The 18,903-nt window shown below is 65.5% G+C and carries 16 protein-coding genes and 1 pseudogene; 7 read left to right on the top strand and 10 right to left on the bottom strand.

The window, feature by feature from the left end:
• Positions 1-11: 11 nt before the first annotated feature.
• The 3 genes from ACQR0W_RS06880 to ACQR0W_RS06870 all read right to left on the bottom strand — a co-directional run bounded on the left by ACQR0W_RS06880 (position 12) and on the right by ACQR0W_RS06870 (position 6,084).
• A complete protein-coding gene (locus tag ACQR0W_RS06880; protein ID WP_315717348.1) occupies positions 12-3,152 on the bottom strand; it encodes an efflux RND transporter permease subunit in 3,141 nt (1,046 codons plus the stop codon).
• Positions 3,153-3,418: 266 nt separating this feature from the next.
• Positions 3,419-4,525, bottom strand: a complete 1,107-nt coding sequence (locus tag ACQR0W_RS06875) for an efflux RND transporter periplasmic adaptor subunit (RefSeq protein WP_316171602.1) — start codon at positions 4,523-4,525, stop codon at positions 3,419-3,421.
• 227 nt (positions 4,526-4,752) lie between these two features.
• Positions 4,753-6,084, bottom strand: a complete 1,332-nt coding sequence (locus ACQR0W_RS06870) for an MFS transporter (RefSeq protein WP_316171601.1) — start codon at positions 6,082-6,084, stop codon at positions 4,753-4,755.
• Positions 6,085-6,212: 128 nt separating this feature from the next.
• Between ACQR0W_RS06870 and ACQR0W_RS06865 the strand changes: the two genes are divergently transcribed.
• A complete protein-coding gene (locus ACQR0W_RS06865; protein WP_316171600.1) occupies positions 6,213-6,647 on the top strand; it encodes a DUF2809 domain-containing protein in 435 nt (144 codons plus the stop codon).
• A gap of 36 nt (positions 6,648-6,683) precedes the next feature.
• Here the strand turns inward: ACQR0W_RS06865 and ACQR0W_RS06860 are convergent, their stop codons facing one another.
• The 4 genes from ACQR0W_RS06860 to ACQR0W_RS06845 all read right to left on the bottom strand — a co-directional run bounded on the left by ACQR0W_RS06860 (position 6,684) and on the right by ACQR0W_RS06845 (position 9,855).
• On the bottom strand, positions 6,684-7,646 hold the full coding sequence (locus ACQR0W_RS06860; RefSeq protein ID WP_316171599.1) for an alpha/beta fold hydrolase: 963 nt from the start codon (positions 7,644-7,646) through the stop codon (positions 6,684-6,686).
• A gap of 48 nt (positions 7,647-7,694) precedes the next feature.
• Positions 7,695-8,252, bottom strand: coding sequence for a TetR/AcrR family transcriptional regulator (locus tag ACQR0W_RS06855; protein WP_315827013.1), 558 nt, complete (start codon positions 8,250-8,252; stop codon positions 7,695-7,697).
• Between the two features lie 125 nt (positions 8,253-8,377).
• Positions 8,378-9,550 carry a winged helix-turn-helix domain-containing protein gene (locus tag ACQR0W_RS06850; RefSeq protein ID WP_316171598.1) on the bottom strand — a complete coding sequence of 391 codons (1,173 nt, stop codon included), beginning with the start codon at positions 9,548-9,550 and terminating at the stop codon, positions 8,378-8,380.
• A gap of 74 nt (positions 9,551-9,624) precedes the next feature.
• On the bottom strand, positions 9,625-9,855 hold the full coding sequence (locus ACQR0W_RS06845) for a hypothetical protein (protein WP_315717355.1): 231 nt from the start codon (positions 9,853-9,855) through the stop codon (positions 9,625-9,627).
• A 388-nt stretch (positions 9,856-10,243) separates the two neighbouring features.
• On the opposite strand from ACQR0W_RS06845, the gene ACQR0W_RS06840 reads away from it, so the two are divergent.
• Positions 10,244-10,894, top strand: a complete 651-nt coding sequence (locus ACQR0W_RS06840; RefSeq protein ID WP_315827014.1) for an OmpA family protein — start codon at positions 10,244-10,246, stop codon at positions 10,892-10,894.
• A 66-nt stretch (positions 10,895-10,960) separates the two neighbouring features.
• On the opposite strand, the gene ACQR0W_RS06835 is transcribed toward ACQR0W_RS06840, so the two are convergent.
• On the bottom strand, positions 10,961-12,289 hold the full coding sequence (locus tag ACQR0W_RS06835; RefSeq protein WP_315827015.1) for a phospholipid carrier-dependent glycosyltransferase: 1,329 nt from the start codon (positions 12,287-12,289) through the stop codon (positions 10,961-10,963).
• Between the two features lie 139 nt (positions 12,290-12,428).
• Between ACQR0W_RS06835 and ACQR0W_RS06830 the strand changes: the two genes are divergently transcribed.
• From ACQR0W_RS06830 to ACQR0W_RS06815, 4 genes and pseudogenes are all read left to right on the top strand, one after another.
• Positions 12,429-13,130: a FecR family protein gene (locus ACQR0W_RS06830; protein WP_315717360.1), complete on the top strand. Its 702-nt coding sequence runs from the start codon at positions 12,429-12,431 to the stop codon at positions 13,128-13,130.
• Positions 13,127-14,293 (top strand): hypothetical protein, encoded by a 1,167-nt coding sequence (locus ACQR0W_RS06825; RefSeq protein ID WP_316187210.1) that lies wholly within the window; start codon positions 13,127-13,129, stop codon positions 14,291-14,293. Before ACQR0W_RS06830 ends, ACQR0W_RS06825 begins: the two co-directional genes overlap by 4 nt.
• A 467-nt stretch (positions 14,294-14,760) precedes the next feature.
• Positions 14,761-15,990 (top strand): TadE/TadG family type IV pilus assembly protein, encoded by a 1,230-nt coding sequence (locus ACQR0W_RS06820; protein WP_315717362.1) that lies wholly within the window; start codon positions 14,761-14,763, stop codon positions 15,988-15,990.
• Between the two features lie 334 nt (positions 15,991-16,324).
• Positions 16,325-16,426, top strand: a pseudogene (locus ACQR0W_RS06815) (GTP-binding protein); the annotation flags it as partial.
• Positions 16,427-16,599: 173 nt separating this feature from the next.
• On the opposite strand, the gene ACQR0W_RS06810 reads toward ACQR0W_RS06815, so the two are convergent.
• The gene (locus ACQR0W_RS06810; protein WP_315717363.1) at positions 16,600-17,118 is read right to left on the bottom strand and encodes a cupin domain-containing protein; all 519 of its coding nucleotides are present in this window, start codon (positions 17,116-17,118) and stop codon (positions 16,600-16,602) included.
• Between the two features lie 148 nt (positions 17,119-17,266).
• Here ACQR0W_RS06810 and ACQR0W_RS06805 point away from each other — a divergent pair, with 148 nt between their 5' ends.
• Positions 17,267-17,482: a CsbD family protein gene (locus ACQR0W_RS06805; protein ID WP_315717364.1), complete on the top strand. Its 216-nt coding sequence runs from the start codon at positions 17,267-17,269 to the stop codon at positions 17,480-17,482.
• Positions 17,483-17,745: 263 nt separating this feature from the next.
• Here ACQR0W_RS06805 and ACQR0W_RS06800 read toward each other — a convergent pair whose 3' ends face one another.
• Entirely contained in the window at positions 17,746-18,183 is a 438-nt protein-coding gene (locus ACQR0W_RS06800) for an FKBP-type peptidyl-prolyl cis-trans isomerase (RefSeq protein WP_315738722.1), read from the bottom strand.
• Between the last annotated feature and the right edge of the window lie 720 nt (positions 18,184-18,903).

The raw sequence follows: 18,903 nt of genomic DNA, 5'->3' as shown, positions 1-18,903 counted from the left end.
TTGTTGGTCCTTCATTCGGCGGCCTCGGCCAGAGGAAGCGCGGGCCTCGGCACGTCAGTGTGCTGCGCTGCGGAATGATCCGCGTCTTTCGCTCCACGCTCGTCGAGACTCTTGCGGAACCATAGGGCATACAATCCAGGCAAGTACAGCAGCGTCAGGAAGGTTGCAACGAACAACCCGCCCATGATGGTGATCGCCATCGGGCCCCAGAACGCCGAGCGCGACAGCGGGATCATGGCGAGGATCGCGGCGAGCGCGGTCAGCACCACGGGGCGGGCACGGCGCACCGTGGCCTCGATGATCGCCTCCTTGCGGGTCAGGCCATGGGCAACGTCGGTCTCGATCTGATCGACCAGGATCACCGCGTTGCGCATGATCATGCCGGCGAGCGCGATCAGGCCGAGCAGCGCCACGAAGCCGAACGGCGCGTTGGCGACATTGAGCCCGAGCGAGGCGCCGACGATGCCGAGCGGCGCGGTCAGAAACACCAGGATCAGCCGTGAGAAGCTCTGCAGCTGGATCATCAGCAGGGTCAGCATCACGATGACCATCAGCGGAAACAGCACGAAGATCGAGGCATTGCCCTTGGCGGATTCCTCGAACGCGCCGCCTGCCTCGATCCGGTAGGCGGGCGCGAGGTGGTTGCGGATATCCTGCAGCTTCGGCGAGATCTGGTTGGTGACATCCGGCGCCTGGACGCCATCCGCCACGTCGGCGCGCACCGTGATCGCCATGTCGCGGTTGCGACGCCACAGGATCGGCTCCTCGTGGGAATACTCGATCTTGGCGATCTGCTGCAGCGGCACGGCCACGCCGTTCTTCGAGGTGATGGTGAGGTCGCCGACATGGGCGAGATCCAGCCGTTCGGACGGCGCGGCACGCGCGACGACGCCGACCTTCTCGATGCCGTCGCGGATGGTCGTGACCTGCACGCCGGAGATCAGCATCGCCAGCGACTGCGACACGTCCTGCGGGGTCAGGCCGAGCGCGCGGGCACGATCCTGGTCGACGACCAGCTTGAGGTAGGGCGACTGCTCGTTCCAGTCGAGCTGCGGATCCCTGACATTCGGATTCTGGCGCATGACGTCGCGCACCTGATGGGCGATCTCGCGCACCTTCGCCGCATCCGGGCCAATGACGCGGAACTGGACGGGGAAGCCGACCGGCGGACCGAAATTGAAGCGATCGACGCGGACGCGCGCTTCGTTCAGCTCGCCATTCGCAGCCGCGGTCTCGATCTTGGCCTTGATGCGCTCGCGCGCGGCCACGTCCTTGGCGACGATCACGATCTCGGCGAAGGCCTCGTTCGGAAGTTGCGGGTTGAGGCCGAGCCAGAACCGCGGCGAGCCCTGCCCGACATAGGCGGTGTAGGTCTCGATGTCCTTGTCGTCCTTGAGCAGCTTCTCTGCTGATTTGGCAGCCTTCTCGGTGACACCGAATGCGGTGCCCTCCGGCAGCCGCAACTGCAGGAACAGCTCGGGGCGTTCCGACAGCGGGAAGAACTGCTGCTGGACGTGGCCGAAGGCCACGATCGATGCCGCGAACACGCCGACCGTCGCAGCGACTGTGGTGATGCGGTGATCGACGCACCAGCGGATCACGCGGCGCAGGCCGCGATACATGCGCGTATCGTAGATCGCGTGCTCATCATGGTCGTGATGAACCTTGATGTCGGGCAGCAGCTTGACGCCGATATAGGGCGTGAAGATCACCGCGACGAACCACGACGCGACCAGCGCGATGGCGACGATCCAGAAGATGCTGCCGGCATATTCGCCGACCGCCGAATTGGCAAAGCCGATCGGCAGGAAGCCGGCGGCCGTGACCAGGGTGCCGGTCAGCATCGGGAATGCGGTGGATTCCCAGGCAAACGACGCGGCGCGCATCCGGTCCCAGCCCTGCTCCATCTTCACCACCATCATCTCGACCGCGATGATGGCATCGTCGACCAGCAGGCCGAGCGCGATGATGAGGGCGCCGAGCGAGATGCGGTGCAGGTTGAGCCCCATGATGTTCATGACGATGAAGACGAGTCCGAGCACCAGCGGCACCGACAGCGCCACCACGATGCCGGTGCGCCATCCCAGCGCCAGGAACGACACGAACAGCACGATCACCAGCGCCTCGACGAACGAGTGCACGAACTCGCTGACGGCGTGCTCGACCACCTTGGGCTGGTCTGCGATCTGCTCGATCTCGATGCCCTGCGGCACGGCCTTCATGAAATCGTCGGCGGCGGCGTGCACCTCCTTGCCGAGCTCCAGGATGTTGGCCTCCTTGGCCGTGACCACGCCGATGCCGAGCGCGGGCTTGCCCTCCTGCCGCACCTTGAAGCTCGGCGGATCGACGTAGCCGTGGGTGACGGTCGCGATGTCGCCGAGCCGGAACACGCGTCCGTTGCTTTCGACCGGCGTCTCCGCCACCGCCTTGGCGCCGTCGAGCGCGCCGGTGACGCGCAGCGGCACGCGCTGCGACGAGGTCTCGACCGTGCCGGCCGGGGTCACATTGTTCTGCTTGGCCAACGAATCGAACAGGGCCTGCGGTGTGATGCCGAGCGTGGCGAGCTTGGCATGGCTGAACTCGACATAGATGCGCTCGTCCTGGGTGCCGTAGAGATTGACCTTGGTGACGCCGGTGACCTTGAGCAGGCGCTGGCGCAGGCCTTCGGCGGTCTTCTTCAATTGCGCATAATCGGCGCCGTCGCCGGTCATCATGAACAGGATGGAATCGACGTCGGAGAACTCGTCATTGACGAACGGCCCGACGATGCCCGACGGCAGCGACGACTGCACGTCGTCGAGCTTCTTGCGGATCAGGTAGAACAGATGCGGCACCTCTGCCGGCGGCGTCGAATCGCGGAAGGTCACCTGCATCGCGGTGAAGGCCGGCTTCGAATAGGTCTGCACCTTCTCGAAGTAAGGCAGCTCCTGCAGCTTCTTCTCGATGGGGTCGGCGACCTGGCTCTGCATCTCGGCCGCCGTCGCGCCCGGCCACATCACCGAGACGTTGACGACCTTGACGGTGAAGAACGGATCTTCGGCACGGCCGAGCTTCTGATAGGAGAAGAAGCCGGCGACGCCGAGCGCGATGATCAGGAACAGCACCAGCGGCGGATGATTGACCGCCCAGGCCGACAGGTTGAACCGCTTCATGGGTGCTCTCCGATGATCCGATATCGCTATTCCAGGCCATTCTCAGTGATCGTCATTGCGAGCGAAGCGACTTGTCCGCCATAGCCCGAAGGGCGACGGTGGAAGCAATCCAGGAATCCTTCCGTGGAAACAGTCTGGATTGCTTCGTCGCTTCGCTCCTCGCAATGACAACCATTACTTTCGTCATTCCGGGGCGATGCGAAGCATCGAACCCGGAATCTCGAGGTTCCGGGTTCGCACTGCGTGCGCCCGGAACGACAGGAGAACTAGAACGTCAGCGCTGACACGACCCGCACCTTCTGGGCGGGATCGATCTTCTGCACGCCGAGCGCCACGACCTTGTCGCCCTCGTCGACGCCTGACGTGACGAGCACATCCTTGCTGTCATAGGCCTTCACCTTCACCGGCTTCAGCGTCACCTCGCCCTTGTCGTTGACGACATAGAGCGACGGATCGCGGCCCTCGCTGAACAGCGCCGACAGCGGCAGCCGCGCGACGCGCGTGGTGGCGGGATCGGCGAGCGTCAAGGTCGCGGTCATACCGAGCGAGACGGCTTCGCCGGCGTCCGGCAGCGAGAACTTGGCGAGATAGGTGCGCGTCGCGGAATCGGCGGTGGGCGCGATCTCGCGCAGCTTCGCCGCATATTTCTTGTCGGCTTCCGACCACAGCGTGACGTAGGCGCTACCGGTCTTGGCGCGTTCGAGCAGGGTCTCCGGGATCGCGACCACCGCCTCCTTCTCTGCGAAACGCGCGACACGGATCGCCGCCTGGCCGGCGGCAACGACCACGCCTGGCTCGATCATGCTCGCGGTGACGACGCCGCGCGCGTCCGCAACCAGCGTCGCATAGGACAGCGAGTTGCGTGTCAGCTCGACCGAGCGCTCGGCGCGATTGAGCCGCGCCCTCGCCTCGTCGGCCGAGGCCCTGGCCTGGTCCATCTGCGCATCCGTGGTCCAGCCCTTGGCCCGCAGCTCCTTGGCTCGGGTCTCGGCGGCGGACGCCTGCGCAAGCACGCCGGTGGCGGCGCGGAATTCGGCTTCGGCCTGCTCGGCCTGGAGCTTCAGGTCGACCTCGTCGAGCGTGGCGAGCGGCTGGCCGACATCGACGGTCTGGCCGACCTCGACCAGGCGCTTGGCGACCTTGCCGGCGACGCGGAAGCCGATATCGGCCTCGATGCGCGGCCTGATGGTGCCGACGAAGCTGCGTTCAGGCGTCTCGGCCTCGTAATGCACGGGCGCGACCAGGACCGGACGGACCGGTTCGGCCTTCTGGGCGACGGTTTCATTGCACCCGGCCAGGGCGACGGCCATGGTGGCCAGCGCAAGACCAGTCAACAGCTTGGAATAGCTCGCGAAAATCAGGCGGATCAACATGGGGCACCCTCGCTGCAGTTGCGAGGGAGTGTCGAATGTTGAGTGACGATTGTCAATATTCGTCAGTGATCATGACTTCGTGAACATCTGGACATGTTGCCGCAGGTGCTCATTGGCGCGGCAGGCGGGCTCGGAACTCCGCTGTGCGCTCACCCGGCCACCGATTCCGGGGCCGTCCGCCGCCGCGGTCGAGCCCGGCCCCGCAATCAGGGCATGCACCGTGCGCTTCACTCCGCGGGCGCCTGCCCGGCGAATTCGACCTTGCTCTCATGGCCGCCGAAGAACGCGAGCAGCCCGGCGATCAGCGGCAGCACCGACAGCGCGAGCAGGCCGTGGGTGGTGGAGCCGGTCGTGTCCTTGATCCAGCCGACCAGATAGGGGCCGCCGAAGCCGGCGAGATTGCCGATCGAGTTGATCAGCGCGATGGCGCCGGCCGCGGCCGTGCCCGACAGCCACGCCGTGGGCAAGGTCCAGAACACGCCGAAGACGCAGAACACGCCGATCGCGGCGACCGTCAGCGCGACCATGGTGAGCGTGGGATCGCCGATCACGCTCGAGGCGGCCAGCGCGACAGCGATCAGGATCAGCGGCGCGCCGACATGGATCACGCGCTCGCGCGTCGCATCGGAATGCCGCGCCCACAGGATCATCGCGACGGTGCCGAACGCATAGGGGATCGCGGTGACGAAGCCGGTCTGCACATTGGTCAGTCCGAACGCCTTGACGATCTGCGGCAGCCAGAACTGCATGCCGTAGAGCGCGCCGACGAAGCCGAAATAGATCAGGCTGAGCACGATCACCTTGGGCGACGACAGCGCCTCACCGAGCGTCATGTGTCCGGCGGCCTGCTTCGCCGCCGTTTCGGCCTCGAGCCTTGCCGCGAGCCAGGCCTTCTGCTCCGCCGACAGCCAGGTCGCGTGCTCCGGCCGGTCGGTCAAATAGAACCAGGTGACGACGCCGAGGATGATGGACGGAATTCCCTCGATGATGAACAGCCACTGCCAGCCCTGGAGCCCCATCAGGCCGTGCATGCCGAGCAGCAGGCCGGAGACGGGCGCGCCGATCACGGTCGAAATCGGCACGGCAACCGCGAAGGCGGCGAGGAAGCGCGCGCGATACTGCGCGGGATACCAGTAAGTGAGATAGAGGATGATGCCGGGAAAGAATCCGGCCTCGGCGACGCCGAGCAGGAAGCGCAGCGTGTAGAAGCTCCAGGGGCCCGAGACCACGGCCATCAGCGCCGAGATGATCCCCCAGGTCACCATGATGCGCGCGATCCAGCGGCTGGCGCCGAACCTCTCCAGCGCCAGATTGCTCGGCACCTCGAAGATGAAATAGCCGATGAAGAAGATGCCCGCGCCCCAGGCGAACACCAGCGGCGAGAATTTCAGCTCCGCATTCATGGTCAGCGCGGCGAAGCCGAGATTGACGCGATCCAGATAGGAGAAGAAATAGGCCAGCACCAGAAAGGGAATCAGCCGCCAGGAGATGGCGCGGATGGTCGCGGCCTCGATGTCGGAGCGGCCAGGTGCGGCCGGAGTGGTGGCGGACGGACTCATCGATCTCCTCCCGGGAGCTTTCTGGACATTGATAGTTGAAGGCGGTGTTGAGCATCGGTCGTGGCAAGTCAATCGGAAAACCTGACATCCCACAGCCCGTCGGCGCATCGCGGGGGCGCGGCACGCGCATGACGCCCTCGTCGCCCGAGATGCTCACCCGCGCTGACAGGCACCGCCGCGCAGCACGTGCGCTCGCGACGGCGCTGATCGCGATCGCGCTCGGGCTCGGCCTGCGCTTCCATGGTCTCGGCCTCGGCCTTCCCGCCTTCATCGTCAAGTATGGCGGCTCGGTGCTCTGGGCGACGACGGTCTATCTGCTGCTCGTCGCACTGCTCCCGCTGATGTCGTGGCGGCTGATCGGCGGGCTCGCGATCGCAATCGCCGCCATCGTCGAAGCCTCCAGGCTGATCCACACGCCTTGGCTCGACAGCTTCCGCTTGACCTTGGCCGGCGCGCTGCTGCTCGGACGGATCTTCTCGCTGTGGAACATCGCGGCCTATGTCGTCGGCGTCGTCATCGGCATCTGGATCGACCGAAGCGCGATGCGGCCTGCTGCGACATAAGCCTGTCCACGGCAGGCCGCGATATCAACCGACAGCTCAGATCGGCCCCACGCCGGCGCGGCCGAAGAACGCCTTCAGCTCCTCCGCCAGGATGGCAGGCTGCTCTTCCGGAATGTAATGGCCGCACGCGGAGATGGTGATGCCCTCGACGTGATCGGCGACCTCCCTGAGCGGCACGGCCATGTCCACGATCGATCCCTGGTCGGCACCGACGGCCAACACCGGCGGCTTCAGCGTGCCCCTTTGTTTCAGCTCGCGGTTCTGAAGCGCGGACAGTGCGGCGGCACGATAATAAGCGAGCCCGGCGCGCAAGCCGCCGGCCTTGGTCAGCACGCGGGCGTATTCGTCGAGATCGCTTTCGGAGAACGCCTGGGGATTGGCCCCTTTGCGGCGCAGGAACCACGCGAGATAGTCGCGTTCGCGGCCATGGATCAGCATCTCCGGGAGATCCGCGACGGCGTGGAACGCGAAGTGCCAGGTGCGCCACGCGCGGTCGGGCGCGAACGGCAGCGCCTCGGGCAAGGTGACGCCGGGAATTCCGGCATCGAGCAGGGCCAGACTGCGCACCTCGGCTTCGAACAGGGCCGCATAGGGATAGGCCACCCACGCGCCGATATCATGGGCCACCAGATGATAGCTGGTGACGCCGAGCTGCTGCAGCAGGCGATGCACCGCCGTGGCCAGGGCCTGCGTATCGTAGCCTTCGGCTGGCCGGTCCGAGTCTCCCTGCCCGGGGAGATCCGGCGCGATGACCCGATAGCGCGACCCGAGCAGCGGCATGACCTTGCGCCAGGCAAACCAGCTTTCGGGGAAGCCTGCGAGCAGCACCACCACCTCGCCATCCGGCGGGCCACCGCTGACATAGTGCAGCCTGACACCCTGGACGGTCTCGAAGCGGTGGGTGAATCCCGGCAACGAGGGCTCGGCGCGACAGAACGGCCCAGCCGCGACCAGGCGGGACGGGCTTTGGGCAGAGATGGCGTTCATCAACTCGGGCACGATCATTCTCCTTATTATAGAACAAATGTTTCCTAATTTGGCACGATGTCACGCGAACAAGGTCGCGGCTTGATTTGCGACGCTCATCATCTCGCTCTTGGCACGCCCCGTCTTGCCGACCACCCGCAGCCCCTGGATTACACAGAAAAGAGCGCCAGCCACGGCTTCCGCGTCGAGATTCGGCCGGATCGATCCGTCGGATTGTCCGAGCTTGATCAGATCGCACACCAGGCTCTCAACCCGGCGCATCGCCCCGCGGACCTTGGCGGCGGCCTCCGCATCCAAGGTGGCGAGCTCCGCCGCGCTGGTGACGACCATGCAACCGCGCCGGCCCTCGCTGTCACTGGCGGACTCGGCATAGAACTGCAGCAAGGCCCGCAGCTTGTCGCGGCCGCTGTGCTGCGCATCGAGACGTTCGCGCACCTGTCGGTCACGCCGCGCGATGTAGTAATCGAGTGTCGCGAGGAAGATCGCGCGCTTGTCCTGGAACGCCTTGTAGAGACTTCCCGTCGCGAGCTTCATCGCGACGCGTAGCTCGGCCAGCGATGCCGCGTGGTAGCCGCGCTCGCTGAAGACCACCAGCGCCCTGCTCAAGGCGGTATCCATGTCAAACTCGCGCGGCCGGCCAGGCCCACGGCGCTCGACGGCATCCTTCGGAGACTTCATCATGGCCGGATAATAGGAAACAATCATTCCCAATTCAAGCGAAAACGGACCCGTTGCTCCCGGCCTCAATCTCCAAGCTGAAACTTCTGGAACCGGTGCAGCTCATCCTCGATCACCCGCTTCAGCGCCTTGCGCCGCTCGCCACGCGCGGCCTTGCCCTGGCCGACCCAGCTCCATTTCTGCATCAGGAGCTTGCCGTTCTGGCGGTCGGTCTTGAGGTCGAGCGCGGCGACGATCTCGTCGCCGACCAGGACGGGCAGCGCGAAATAGCCGAACAGGCGCTTGTCCTTCGGGACATAGGCCTCGAAGCGATGCTCGTAGTCGAAGATCGCCTGCGTCCGCTTGCGCTGGATGATCAGCGGATCGAACGGCGACAGAATGTGCACGCGCGCCGGATCGATCTCGATCGGCGCTGCCAATGCAGCAGGCGTGATCCAGTGCTCCTGCTTGCCGGCGCCCTCCGCCGTCACCGGCAGCAGCTCGCCGCGCCGGACCCTGGCATCGATGACCCGGCGCACCGCGGCCTTGCTTGGCGCATTGAGATGGCAGAGCGAATCGAGGCTGACGACGCCTTGGGCGCGCAGGCCGCGGTCGAGCAGATAGGTTGCGATCTCGCGATCATTGGCGCCCTTCGGCAGCCGTTCCCAGCCGAAATGCCGGGTGGTGAGGTCGTAGGTCTTGAGCATGCCGTCGCGGCCCGACACCGTCAGCACGCCCTCGTAGAAGCCGAGCTGCAGCGCGCGCTTCGACGGCTTGCGGCTGGCCCAGGCGTGGTCCTTCTCGCGCAGAACGTCGTCGTCGATGTCGCGGATCGTCAGCGCGCCGCCTTGGCGGATCAGCCGCATGACCTTGCGCGTATCCTCAGGCTTCACGGTCGTGAGCCAGCGATGGCCCTCGCGGCGGTGGCGGCGCATCGCCGGGACGAAGTAGCGGAAGTCCTGCACCGGAATATAGGACAGCGCGTGGGCCCAATATTCGAAGACGGTCTTGTCGGTGCTCTGCGCCTGCCTGAGATCGGCGCGGCGATAGGCGGGAATGCGGCTGAACAGGATGTGGTGATGGCAGCGCTCGATGACGTTGATGGTGTCGATCTGCACATAGCCGAGATGGGCTATGGCGGCGGCGACCGCCTCGGGGCCCGCGCCGAACGGCGCCTCGGCATCGAGCCGCTGCGCGCGCAGCCAGATGCGGCGCGCCTGCGGCTTGGGGAGCGGGATGGGCGTGGAAACGGCGGGCATGCCGCGCAATGGTGCGAGATTCGCGCCCGCTCCCGCAACGGCAAATCAGGCCGGCGAGATCCCCTAGCGGAACCTCAAGGCTTGGACTTGTCCGGAATGCTGCCGGTGGCGATCTCGGCCTTGCAGCTGGCGCGGCCGGGATCCGGCGCACGGCACTTGTAGATGCGGCCGGTCAGGCGGTCGACCAGCCAGGCCGTATCCTCGGAGGGACTTTCCAGGCCGACATAGCGGTTGCCGACCGCAGTGATCAGCGTCGACAGCAGGATCGATGCCGCAATGATGCCGGCTCCGATCAGCGTCGACATGGAACCCACTGATCCCGTCTGATCCTGACTGCTTGCCCGATGGGACTGATAGTCGCGCCTGTGCGATGGGTTGAACACGGCTTTGCTTTTCTGTTGGCGTTTCTTTGACTACGAATCCACTCGCCGTTCGCGTCCCTCTGGTTTGCGATTTTTTCCCGGCGAGCGCTATCCGGTAGAACCGCATCTGGCCGATTTGTTGTTCGCGGACCGGCCACCTGCCGATCGCTTTGCGGCAGCGCGCGGCGCGTCCCGCGGACCACTCGCTTCGCCCCTCAAGGGCCGCCGCCCGGTCCGGCAACGTGACGTCGATCACAGTTGATGCTTTGAACCCGTTCTATCGTTCACGCATCCAATGGCCATAGGGCATGACGACCCGAGGATAACGACGATGACCCCATATTTTGGACGCTTTGCAGTTCAGGCGGCGGCGTTCTCCGCCATGCTGGCGATCGGCGCAGGCACCGCGCTCGCCGGCGAGACCGTGTCGGCCGACAAGATCCTCAACGCGCTGAAGCCGAAGGCCGTGACGCGCGGCATTTCGGTCGGACCGCAAGCGACCCCGCAGGCCGACGCGGCAGCGCAGGCGAAGCAAGCGGCCTTCATCGACAGCATGCGCAACCGCAAGACCCGCTCGCTGTCGCTCGGCGAGCGCGAGCAGATTGCCGAGATCGCGGCCACCAAGCCCAAGATCGATCTCGAGATCCAGTTCGACTACAACTCGGCCGAGATCAGCAAGGCCTCGATGCCGGCCGTGCAGGAGCTCGGCAAGGCGCTGTCCGATCCGAACCTGAAGGGCTCGACCTTCGTGGTCGCCGGCCATACCGACGGCATCGGCAGCGACGGCTTCAACCAGGATCTCTCCGAGCGCCGTGCCGACACCATCAAGCGCTATCTGGTCGAGAAGTTCGCCCTCCCCGGCCAGGACCTCGTCACGGTCGGCTATGGCAAGACCAAGCTCAAGGACGCGGCCAACCCGGCCGATCCGCTCAACCGGCGGGTCCAGGTCGTCAACATGGACACCAAAACCGCGGCGAAGTGAGCGCTCCGCCGCGCATCGCCCCGCCTGCCCACGGTCCCTGGCGGGCGGGGCGCTTTTTGTCCGGCTTCAGATCCAGCTCTGGAACAGCATCAACCGGGTGAAGGTCTGCATCGTCGTGCCGATGAAGGCGGCGCTGACCGGCAGCATCGCGACGAAGCCCAGGATCGCGACGGCGACATAGCTCAACAGCACCCAGCGCGGCCAGCGGGTCAGCACATGGACGAGCGCGAGGCTCGCCAGCGTCGCCGACGGCAGGTAGTAGTAGATGAAGCTCAGCGCGCGCGGCAGCAGCGCCCATGGCAGATAGCAGCCGAGATAGAACGCCAGGATCAGGAACGCCGTCGCGCTGCGCGTCGCGATGAAATCCCGGACGCAGATCGCGATCGCCGCAAGCGCCGGCCACAGCACCAGCGGATTGCCGAGCAGCACCACCGCGGCGATGTCGGTGTCGCTCGTCTTGTCGAACAGGAACCAGACCGGACGGACCAGCAGCGGCCAGGTCGGCCACGCGCTCATATAGGTGTGGCCGGCGATCGCCGTGGTGACGCTGTCGTCAAAGATGCGCCGCTGCGCCTCGAAGATGCCCACGACGGACAGGCCGTGCAGCGGGACGAAGGTCGCGAGATAGCAGACGGTGGGCATCGCGACGAGGCACAGCACGATCTGCGGCCAGCTCAGTTGCGGCCATTGCTCGGGCCGATACCAGTCGGTCGGCTCGCCATCACCGAACGAGGTCTGCCAATGCTGCAACAGCTTGATGAGACCGACGATGAGAAGCGCCGTCAGCAGCGGAAACAGCCCGCTCCATTTGCAGGCGATCGCAAGGCCGAACAGCGCGCCCGCCAGCGCGAACACGACCTGCGGCCGGCGCTGCCGGAACGAAAACAGAAAGGCCGCGATCCCGAGCAGGCTGAAGGCGAGCGCGCCGATGTCGAGCATCGCGATGCGCGCCTGCACGAACAGCATCTGGTTGAAGGCCGCGAGCAGCGCCGCCGCAATGGCAGGCCATTGCGCCGCGAACAGCGCCAGGCCGCATAGATAGATCGCGGCCACGGCGAGCCCGCCGAGCACGGTACCGGGATAGCGCCATGCGAAGGCGTTATCGCCGAACGTCCTGATCGACAGCGCAATCAGCTCCTTGGCGAGCGGCGGATGCATCGGGTTGAGCTGCGGCGTCGCCGGCGCCAGTCCCAGCATCTGCCGCGCCGCCGGCACGTAATGCACCTCGTCGAAGACGAATTTCGGCGGCGAGGCGAGCCCGATCATCAGCACGACGTGCGCGATCGCGAAGATCAGCAATGCCGTCATCACACAGCGGCGGACCGACAGAGCGCCATCCTGCGCAACCTCGCCGTCCTCTTCGTCGTCATCGCGGCGAGCAGCAGATACCTTCATGGGCCTCCGCGTTGAACTGATCTCACGGTGGCGGCAACTAACCACCGAACGGTCATCGAGGCAAACTTGTGCCTATTTTACAACAACCCCGCGCGCCGTCTTCGGCTAGATTGGGCAAGGAACAATCTTCGGTGTGGATATGAATCAGCGTCGCCGAGCCTGTGTCGCTGCAATCTCGGCCGCCGCCCTGCTGGGCTTGGCGGGCGGGGCAAGCGCCGACGGCCGCATCGGCGAGGCCGTGCTGGTGCAGAAGGACGTGCTGCGCGTGGCAGGCGCGTCGAGCAGTCCGATCAATGTCGGCGACGGCGTCGTGCGCAACGAGACGGTGCGCACCGGCAATGACAGCGCCGCGCGGCTCGTCATGATCGACAGCACCAATCTCTCGCTCGGCGCCAACGCCACCCTGACGCTCGACCGCACCGTCTTCAACGACGAGACCAGCTATCGCGATATCGCGATCCGGCTCGGCACCGGCGCGTTCCGCTTCGTCACCGGCCATTCCGAGAAAACCGCCTACAAGATCAACACGCCGCTCGCGACCATCGGCGTGCGCGGCACCATCCTCGACATCCGCTCGCAGCGCGGCCAGACCATGGTCGTGCTGCAGGAAGGCGCTTCGCGGGTCTGCACCCTCACCTTCCAATGCCTCGAGCTGACGCAGCCGGGCGACACCGCGATCATCACCGCGACCGGCAACGGCCGAAGCGCGATCAAGAAGACCAGCAATCCGTCCTGGAGTTTTGCCGCGACCTGCGCGTCGACATCCGGCCTTTGCACGGTCACCGATCTCGCCAGCAATGCGCCGCCGCAGGACTTCACCGGCATCCTGTGCGGGCGATGACGATGAGAACGCACCGCGGTCAGCTTGCTCTCCTGATGACCGCCATCGCCGGCGGGCTGCTCGCGCTTGCGCTGCAAGCCGCGCCGGCCGCCGCGCAGAGCAGTTGCGGGGTGGACAATTTCGCGGCGGCGCCGTGCCCCAGCCCGTCGCCGTCGCCGACCTCCTCGCCCACCGCGACGCCGACGCCGTCGGCCACGCCGACATCGACCTCAAGTCCGACACCGACGCCCTCTCCCTCGATCTCGCCGACCCCGTCGCCGTCGCCCACCGGCGCGGGAAACAGCGCGAACGCGATCAACGGCCTCGCCGACCAGCGCTTCAACCAGATGATCACCAACCGCGTGCTCGGGCTGGTGCTGCTCGGCGTCAACGAGCAGGTCAACTGCAACGACTGCATTAGCGCATTCGGCTCGGCCGGCTCGTTCTCGGCCGGCATCCATGGCCGCAAGCAGCTCACAAACAATCTGGCGCTGCTCGCGGGCCTCGCCTACACGCACTACGACGAGAACGGCTACCACGTGACGTCGGCGCCGATCGGCGCCTTCGCACTGCGCTACGACTTCGTCGACTGGGGCTCGTCGCGGCCGTTCTTCGACGTCGGCACGATCCTGACGCCCTATGAGCGCGTGCGCTACGGCCGGAGCTATGCAACGAGCCTCGGCAACGTCACGGTGGACGGCACCACCACGGCATCGAACTACGCGGTCTACGGCCGCGCCGGCTGGATCAGCCGGCTCTCGCCGCGCGACGAGCTCGCGGCGTCGGTCGAGCTGTGGCAGTTGTGGCAGCACGTCGCCGGCTATCGCGATCCCGCGGTGGCCTTCAACCCGTTCGATGCGACGATCGCCGGCGGCACCGACCGCACCAGCCTGGTCAAGGTCGGCGGCCAGTGGACCCACCTGTTCGGCACGAGCATCGAGGCCAACATCAATGGCGGCTACGTCCAGTCGTTCGCGACCAGCTCCGGCATCGTCGCCACCGTCACCGGCAACGGCACGGTGACGCCGACCATGGGCAACCAGGGCTGGTTCGAATATGGCGGTCGGCTCGGCTTCCGCCTGCCGCAGGGCTGGATCGCCGATCTGTTCGTCAACGGCACGCTCGGCCCGCAGCCCGTCGGCAACACCATCCACGGCGGCATCGGCCTGCGCGTCCATTATTAGCGGCTGGCGCTGGCCCCTGGCGGGTGCACCAGGGCCGGCCGTTCGCCGACATCCTGCGAGTCGGGCTGCCGAGCGCGCTCAACGCGGTCATGGTCAATCTCACCGTCATCCTGGTGACCGCGCTCTACGCATTGGTGTGCAGCCGCGTTCTCTCGCCCCGGATCTGGCGTTCGCCTCGTTAGCGCGACATCCACCGGCGGGCGCAATCCGACCGCTTGCAACTCACAAGCCGTCACCGCCAAATACAGGCAATTCGCGCGGCTGCTACCAATGAGTGGTGCGAACGGGCACCTGTCGATGATCCGGCAAACGGGCTGATAACCTTCCGCTTCCGCTACTCCGCTGCCGGTTTCCTTTACGGAACCGGATTCAGCATGCGGTAACGTCTGACCGCCACTTCCTTTGCAGCAGGGGCTCGCATCCGCCGGCATCGAGCCTCGGACAGCCATCAGCAGGAAGCGTCGCACATGACCGCATCGATTTCGTCGAAGACTCTTCGCGATCTGGCATGGAGATTTGGCCGCGCGAAGGACGGCCAGATCAGCATGATCTTCGCCATCACCATCATCCCGATCCTGGTGTCGGTCGGCGCCGCGGTCGATTTCGCCAAGTCGAGCGACACCAGGGCGCAGTTGCAGAAGTCGGTCGACGCCGCGGTCCTCGCCGGCGTGACCCAGGCGAGCGCGCAGCAGGTGTCGACCGCGAGCGCGGTGTTCTCGGGCAGCTTCAAAGGCCGGTTCGGCACCGGCACAACGGCGACCTTCACGCCCAACAGCGACGGCTCGCTGTCGGGCACTGCGACGACCTCGGTGAAGACCTCGTTCCTCAACGTGATGGGCACGACATCGCTCGGCGTGACGGCGTCCGCAACGGCCAAGGCCGGCGCGCAGACCACGTCGCCCGTCTGCATCCTGCTGGTCAGCACCATCAACGCGCAATCATTGCTGGTGAATTCCGGGGCCCAGCTCAATGCGCCGAGCTGCGAGATCCACGTGCTGTCGACGCAGAGCCCGGCCGCGATGTTCAACGCCACGCTCAACGTCAAGCGCATCTGCATCAAGGGCACCAACATCACCAAGAACGGCGGCGTCACTCCGCCGGCCGAGACTGGCTGCGCGGCGATCTCCGACCCATTTGCCGGCAAGCTGCCCGCCGTCACGGTGGGCGCGTGCACCACCAACAACAAAGTCTATGATCCCGGCTCGGTCACCCTCAATCCCGGCGTCTATTGCGGCGCGACCAATTTCAACGGCTCCGGCACGCTGACGCTCAATCCGGGCCTCTACATCATCAAGGGCGGCGCGATGACCTTCAACTCGGGGTGGACGGTCACCGGCAGCGGCGTCACCTTCTACCTCGTCGACCAGAACGCGACGCTCACCTTCAACGGCAACGTCAATGCGACGCTGTCGGCGCCGACCAGCGGCACCTACGCCAATATCCTGATGTACGAGCCGAGCGGCCTGTCGACGACGAACCTGCCGATCAACGGCACCAGCAGCTCGTCCTACACCGGCCTGATGTATCTGCCGAGCCGCAACGTCACCATCAACTCGGTCTCGACCATGAGCAGCAACAGCGTCACGATGGTGTTCAACACGCTGATCCTAAACCAGACCAACTGGGCGATCGCGCCCGGCGCACTGTCGATGTCGGCGGCCAGTGGTCCGGCCGGCACGGCGTTCCTGTCGAGGTAGGTGAAACGGAGCTGCATCCCGCCACCGACACCTGCTTCCCTCTCCGCGTTCTTCACGGCAGAGGGAACGCGGTGTCGCTGGCGGCTGCAGCGTCGTCTCAGCACTGCAAGGGCTTCACCAGCTCACCAGAGCCGCTCGCGCCTTGCGTCTCGGCCGCCGCCTCTGCCGTCTCCCCAAGCCGCCGCGAGCCCGCCCACTCACGCCTTCGTCGCCACGCTCTCCCCTTGACACCCTCGCCCGTTTCAGATGATGTTACGTTATAACATTGCATAAAGAGACCGCATGCCCGCCCGCCGGCACCGACCCTTTCCCCTGAAGAGGCTGTTCGATCGCGATGCGCAAACTCCCCGTCACGGTCTTGTCCGGCTTCCTCGGGGCTGGGAAGACCACTTTGCTCAGCCACATCCTGAACAACCGCCAAGCTCTGAAGCTGGCGCCGCGCCAACGAGGCGGCCCGACCAGCATTCATCCGAACTGCGGCTCGAGTACAACGACCAGCGAGACACACGCGCGACAGTCGCCCCTGCTTCGCGTGTGAGAGGGAAGGCGGTATAGCCGCTCCCTGCCCGGCGGAGCCGTCGCGAGACGGCTCCGCCATTTCCTGGATGGCTACGACTTCGATTCGGCTGGATCGCGGTGCACCGGGTCGATCCACAGCACCGTCTCGGGCTTCTCGACCGGCTCGATGTCGATGTTGATCGCGACCGCCTCGCCGTCGCTGCGCACCAGCACGCATTCAAGCACTTCGTCCGGGCTCGCATTGATCTCCTGGTGCGGCACATAGGGCGGCACGAAGATGAAATCGCCGGGACCGGCCTCCGCGGTGAACTGCAGCCGATCACCCCAGCGCATCCGCGCCTTGCCCTTCACGACGTAGATCACGCTCTCAAGATGACCGTGATGATGCGCCCCGGTCTTGGCGTCAGGCCTGATCGTGACCGTGCCCGCCCACAATTTCTGCGCTCCGACGCGCGCGAAGTTGATCGCCGCCTTGCGGTCCATGCCCGGCGTCGACGGCACGTTGGAATCGAGCTGATTGCCCGGAATGACGCGGACGCCGTCGTGCTTCCAGCGCTCGTCGCCGTGATCGTGGGAATGGCCGTGCGCGTGATCGTGAGAGCCTGACATGATTTCTTCTCGGGATTTCGTCGGTTCGAGGGAACCAACCGTTATTAGCCGAAATGCCGCAGCGAAGCTATTCGCAGTTCCGCGCGAACCTTTCTGCATTGCGTGCGTTGGATCGGTGGAGTTCACACGAATAACGGAGGACGAAATCATGGGTGCCACCACCGACAAGATCAAGGGCGTCGCCAACGAGACCATGGGCAAGGCCAAGCAGGGCATCGGCGAAGCCACTGGCTCCGAGCGCCTGCAGGGCGAGGGTGCCGTGCAGGAAATCAAGGGCAAGGGCCAGAAGGCGCTGGGCGATGCCAAGCAGGCGACCAAGGACGCGGTGAACACTGCCGCCGGCGCCGCCAACAAGAACCTCTGAGCAGGATCGGCGCGACCGCTGAGGTAGCGCGATGAAGCTCAATAGAAACTAAAAGGACCGGCTCCTCGGGGGCCGGTCCTTTCGTTTTATATCGCGTCCGAGAAATAGCTCATGCTTACGTCCGTCATCGCGAGCGAAGCGACGCGATCCAGAGTCCCGACCGGACACTGGATTGCTTCGTCGCCTGCGGCTCCTCGCAATGACGGCGGTGAGAGCCTTCGCATTAACTCGACTCGTGATGAGAGCGGGCGAAGGCAGCGTCTCTACTTCACGCCGAGCAGTTCGACGTCGAACATCAGCGTCGCGTTCGGCGGAATCACGCCGCCGGCGCCGCGGGCGCCGTAGCCCAGCTCGGGCGGAATGATCAGGGTCCGCTTGCCGCCGACCTTCATGGTGGCGACGCCCTCGTCCCAACCGGCGATCACGCGCTTCATGCCGATCGGGAATTCGAACGGCTCGTTGCGATCCACCGACGAGTCGAATTTCTTGCCCTTCTGGCCGTTCTCATAGAGCCAGCCCGTATAATGCATCACGCAGGTCTGACCGCGCGTCGGCGTGGCGCCGGTGCCTTCCTTGGTGTCGATGATCTGCAGTCCGGAGGGAGTGGTCATGGTCTTTCCTGTGGGTTTGGCGGAACTGGTCTGTGCCGAGACCGCGCGGGAGCCCAGCAAGACACCGGCCGCGGCCGATGCCGCCGCCATCATCGCAACTCTTCTGTTCATCGGACGCCGCATGCTCCAGACCGCCTCTGCTCGTTCACGGGAGCCGCGGTTTAGCTCATGCGGGAGCGGCTGACCAGCCCGGCATCTGTTTCCGAAAAAAATAATCCTCTTGCCAATAATCGGAAATCATGATTATCTCCGCGCATCCCGCCTCATTGCGGAGGGGCGTTGCGCGCGATCGTCACGACACGCGAGGCGGGGAGCGATGGCCGCGATCAAGCCGCAGCGCATTTTCGGATGCGCGGACGAACGGCAGCTCGCGGACGTGAAGTCGCAGCGTCCTGATACCCCGATGCTGGTATCACGCGCAGTGCGCGCAAGCGCATTGTCGCAATGGTGGCCAACAAGCCCGGCGCACCAGGGAGACTGCGTATAAGCGTGAAGACCGTCGCGCAGGGAATGCCGGTTGAATCGGCTTTGCCTGTGGTACCTGCCGCCTGCACTTTTTTCGCAGGCGGGCCATGGGTGAGGCCTTCACCCGGCATTCCCTGCGCCCTCTGCCTTTCGAGAGGGACGAACTGATCGCAGACCTCGGGCGTCCGTGCCGCGAGAACGAGACCATGTGTCGATCGTTGTTTGAGCCGTGTATCCGCCCCCGTCCACCGCCGTCGTCCCGGACAAGCCGTGACGCGCGCCGCGTGTCGCGGCGCCGATCCGGACCCATACGCCGCGGCGGACGTGACGTGCGAAGAACTAACG

Origin of the sequence: Bradyrhizobium sp. HKCCYLRH1034, assembly GCF_051168375.1 — a bacterium.
Taxonomy (GTDB): domain Bacteria; phylum Pseudomonadota; class Alphaproteobacteria; order Rhizobiales; family Xanthobacteraceae; genus Bradyrhizobium.
This window is presented reverse-complemented; position numbering and strand designations above follow the sequence as displayed.

Coding starts and splice junctions, on each gene's coding strand:
- ACQR0W_RS06880 (WP_315717348.1), bottom strand. CDS start 3,152: ATGAAGCGGTTCAACCTGTCGGCCTGGGCGGTCAATCATCCGCCGCTG.
- ACQR0W_RS06875 (WP_316171602.1), bottom strand. CDS start 4,525: ATGTTGATCCGCCTGATTTTCGCGAGCTATTCCAAGCTGTTGACTGGT.
- ACQR0W_RS06870 (WP_316171601.1), bottom strand. CDS start 6,084: ATGAGTCCGTCCGCCACCACTCCGGCCGCACCTGGCCGCTCCGACATC.
- ACQR0W_RS06865 (WP_316171600.1), top strand. CDS start 6,213: ATGACGCCCTCGTCGCCCGAGATGCTCACCCGCGCTGACAGGCACCGC.
- ACQR0W_RS06855 (WP_315827013.1), bottom strand. CDS start 8,252: ATGGATACCGCCTTGAGCAGGGCGCTGGTGGTCTTCAGCGAGCGCGGC.
- ACQR0W_RS06850 (WP_316171598.1), bottom strand. CDS start 9,550: ATGCCCGCCGTTTCCACGCCCATCCCGCTCCCCAAGCCGCAGGCGCGC.
- ACQR0W_RS06845 (WP_315717355.1), bottom strand. CDS start 9,855: ATGTCGACGCTGATCGGAGCCGGCATCATTGCGGCATCGATCCTGCTG.
- ACQR0W_RS06840 (WP_315827014.1), top strand. CDS start 10,244: ATGACCCCATATTTTGGACGCTTTGCAGTTCAGGCGGCGGCGTTCTCC.
- ACQR0W_RS06835 (WP_315827015.1), bottom strand. CDS start 12,289: ATGAAGGTATCTGCTGCTCGCCGCGATGACGACGAAGAGGACGGCGAG.
- ACQR0W_RS06830 (WP_315717360.1), top strand. CDS start 12,429: ATGAATCAGCGTCGCCGAGCCTGTGTCGCTGCAATCTCGGCCGCCGCC.
- ACQR0W_RS06825 (WP_316187210.1), top strand. CDS start 13,127: ATGACGATGAGAACGCACCGCGGTCAGCTTGCTCTCCTGATGACCGCC.
- ACQR0W_RS06820 (WP_315717362.1), top strand. CDS start 14,761: ATGACCGCATCGATTTCGTCGAAGACTCTTCGCGATCTGGCATGGAGA.
- ACQR0W_RS06810 (WP_315717363.1), bottom strand. CDS start 17,118: ATGTCAGGCTCTCACGATCACGCGCACGGCCATTCCCACGATCACGGC.
- ACQR0W_RS06805 (WP_315717364.1), top strand. CDS start 17,267: ATGGGTGCCACCACCGACAAGATCAAGGGCGTCGCCAACGAGACCATG.
- ACQR0W_RS06800 (WP_315738722.1), bottom strand. CDS start 18,183: ATGGCGGCGGCATCGGCCGCGGCCGGTGTCTTGCTGGGCTCCCGCGCG.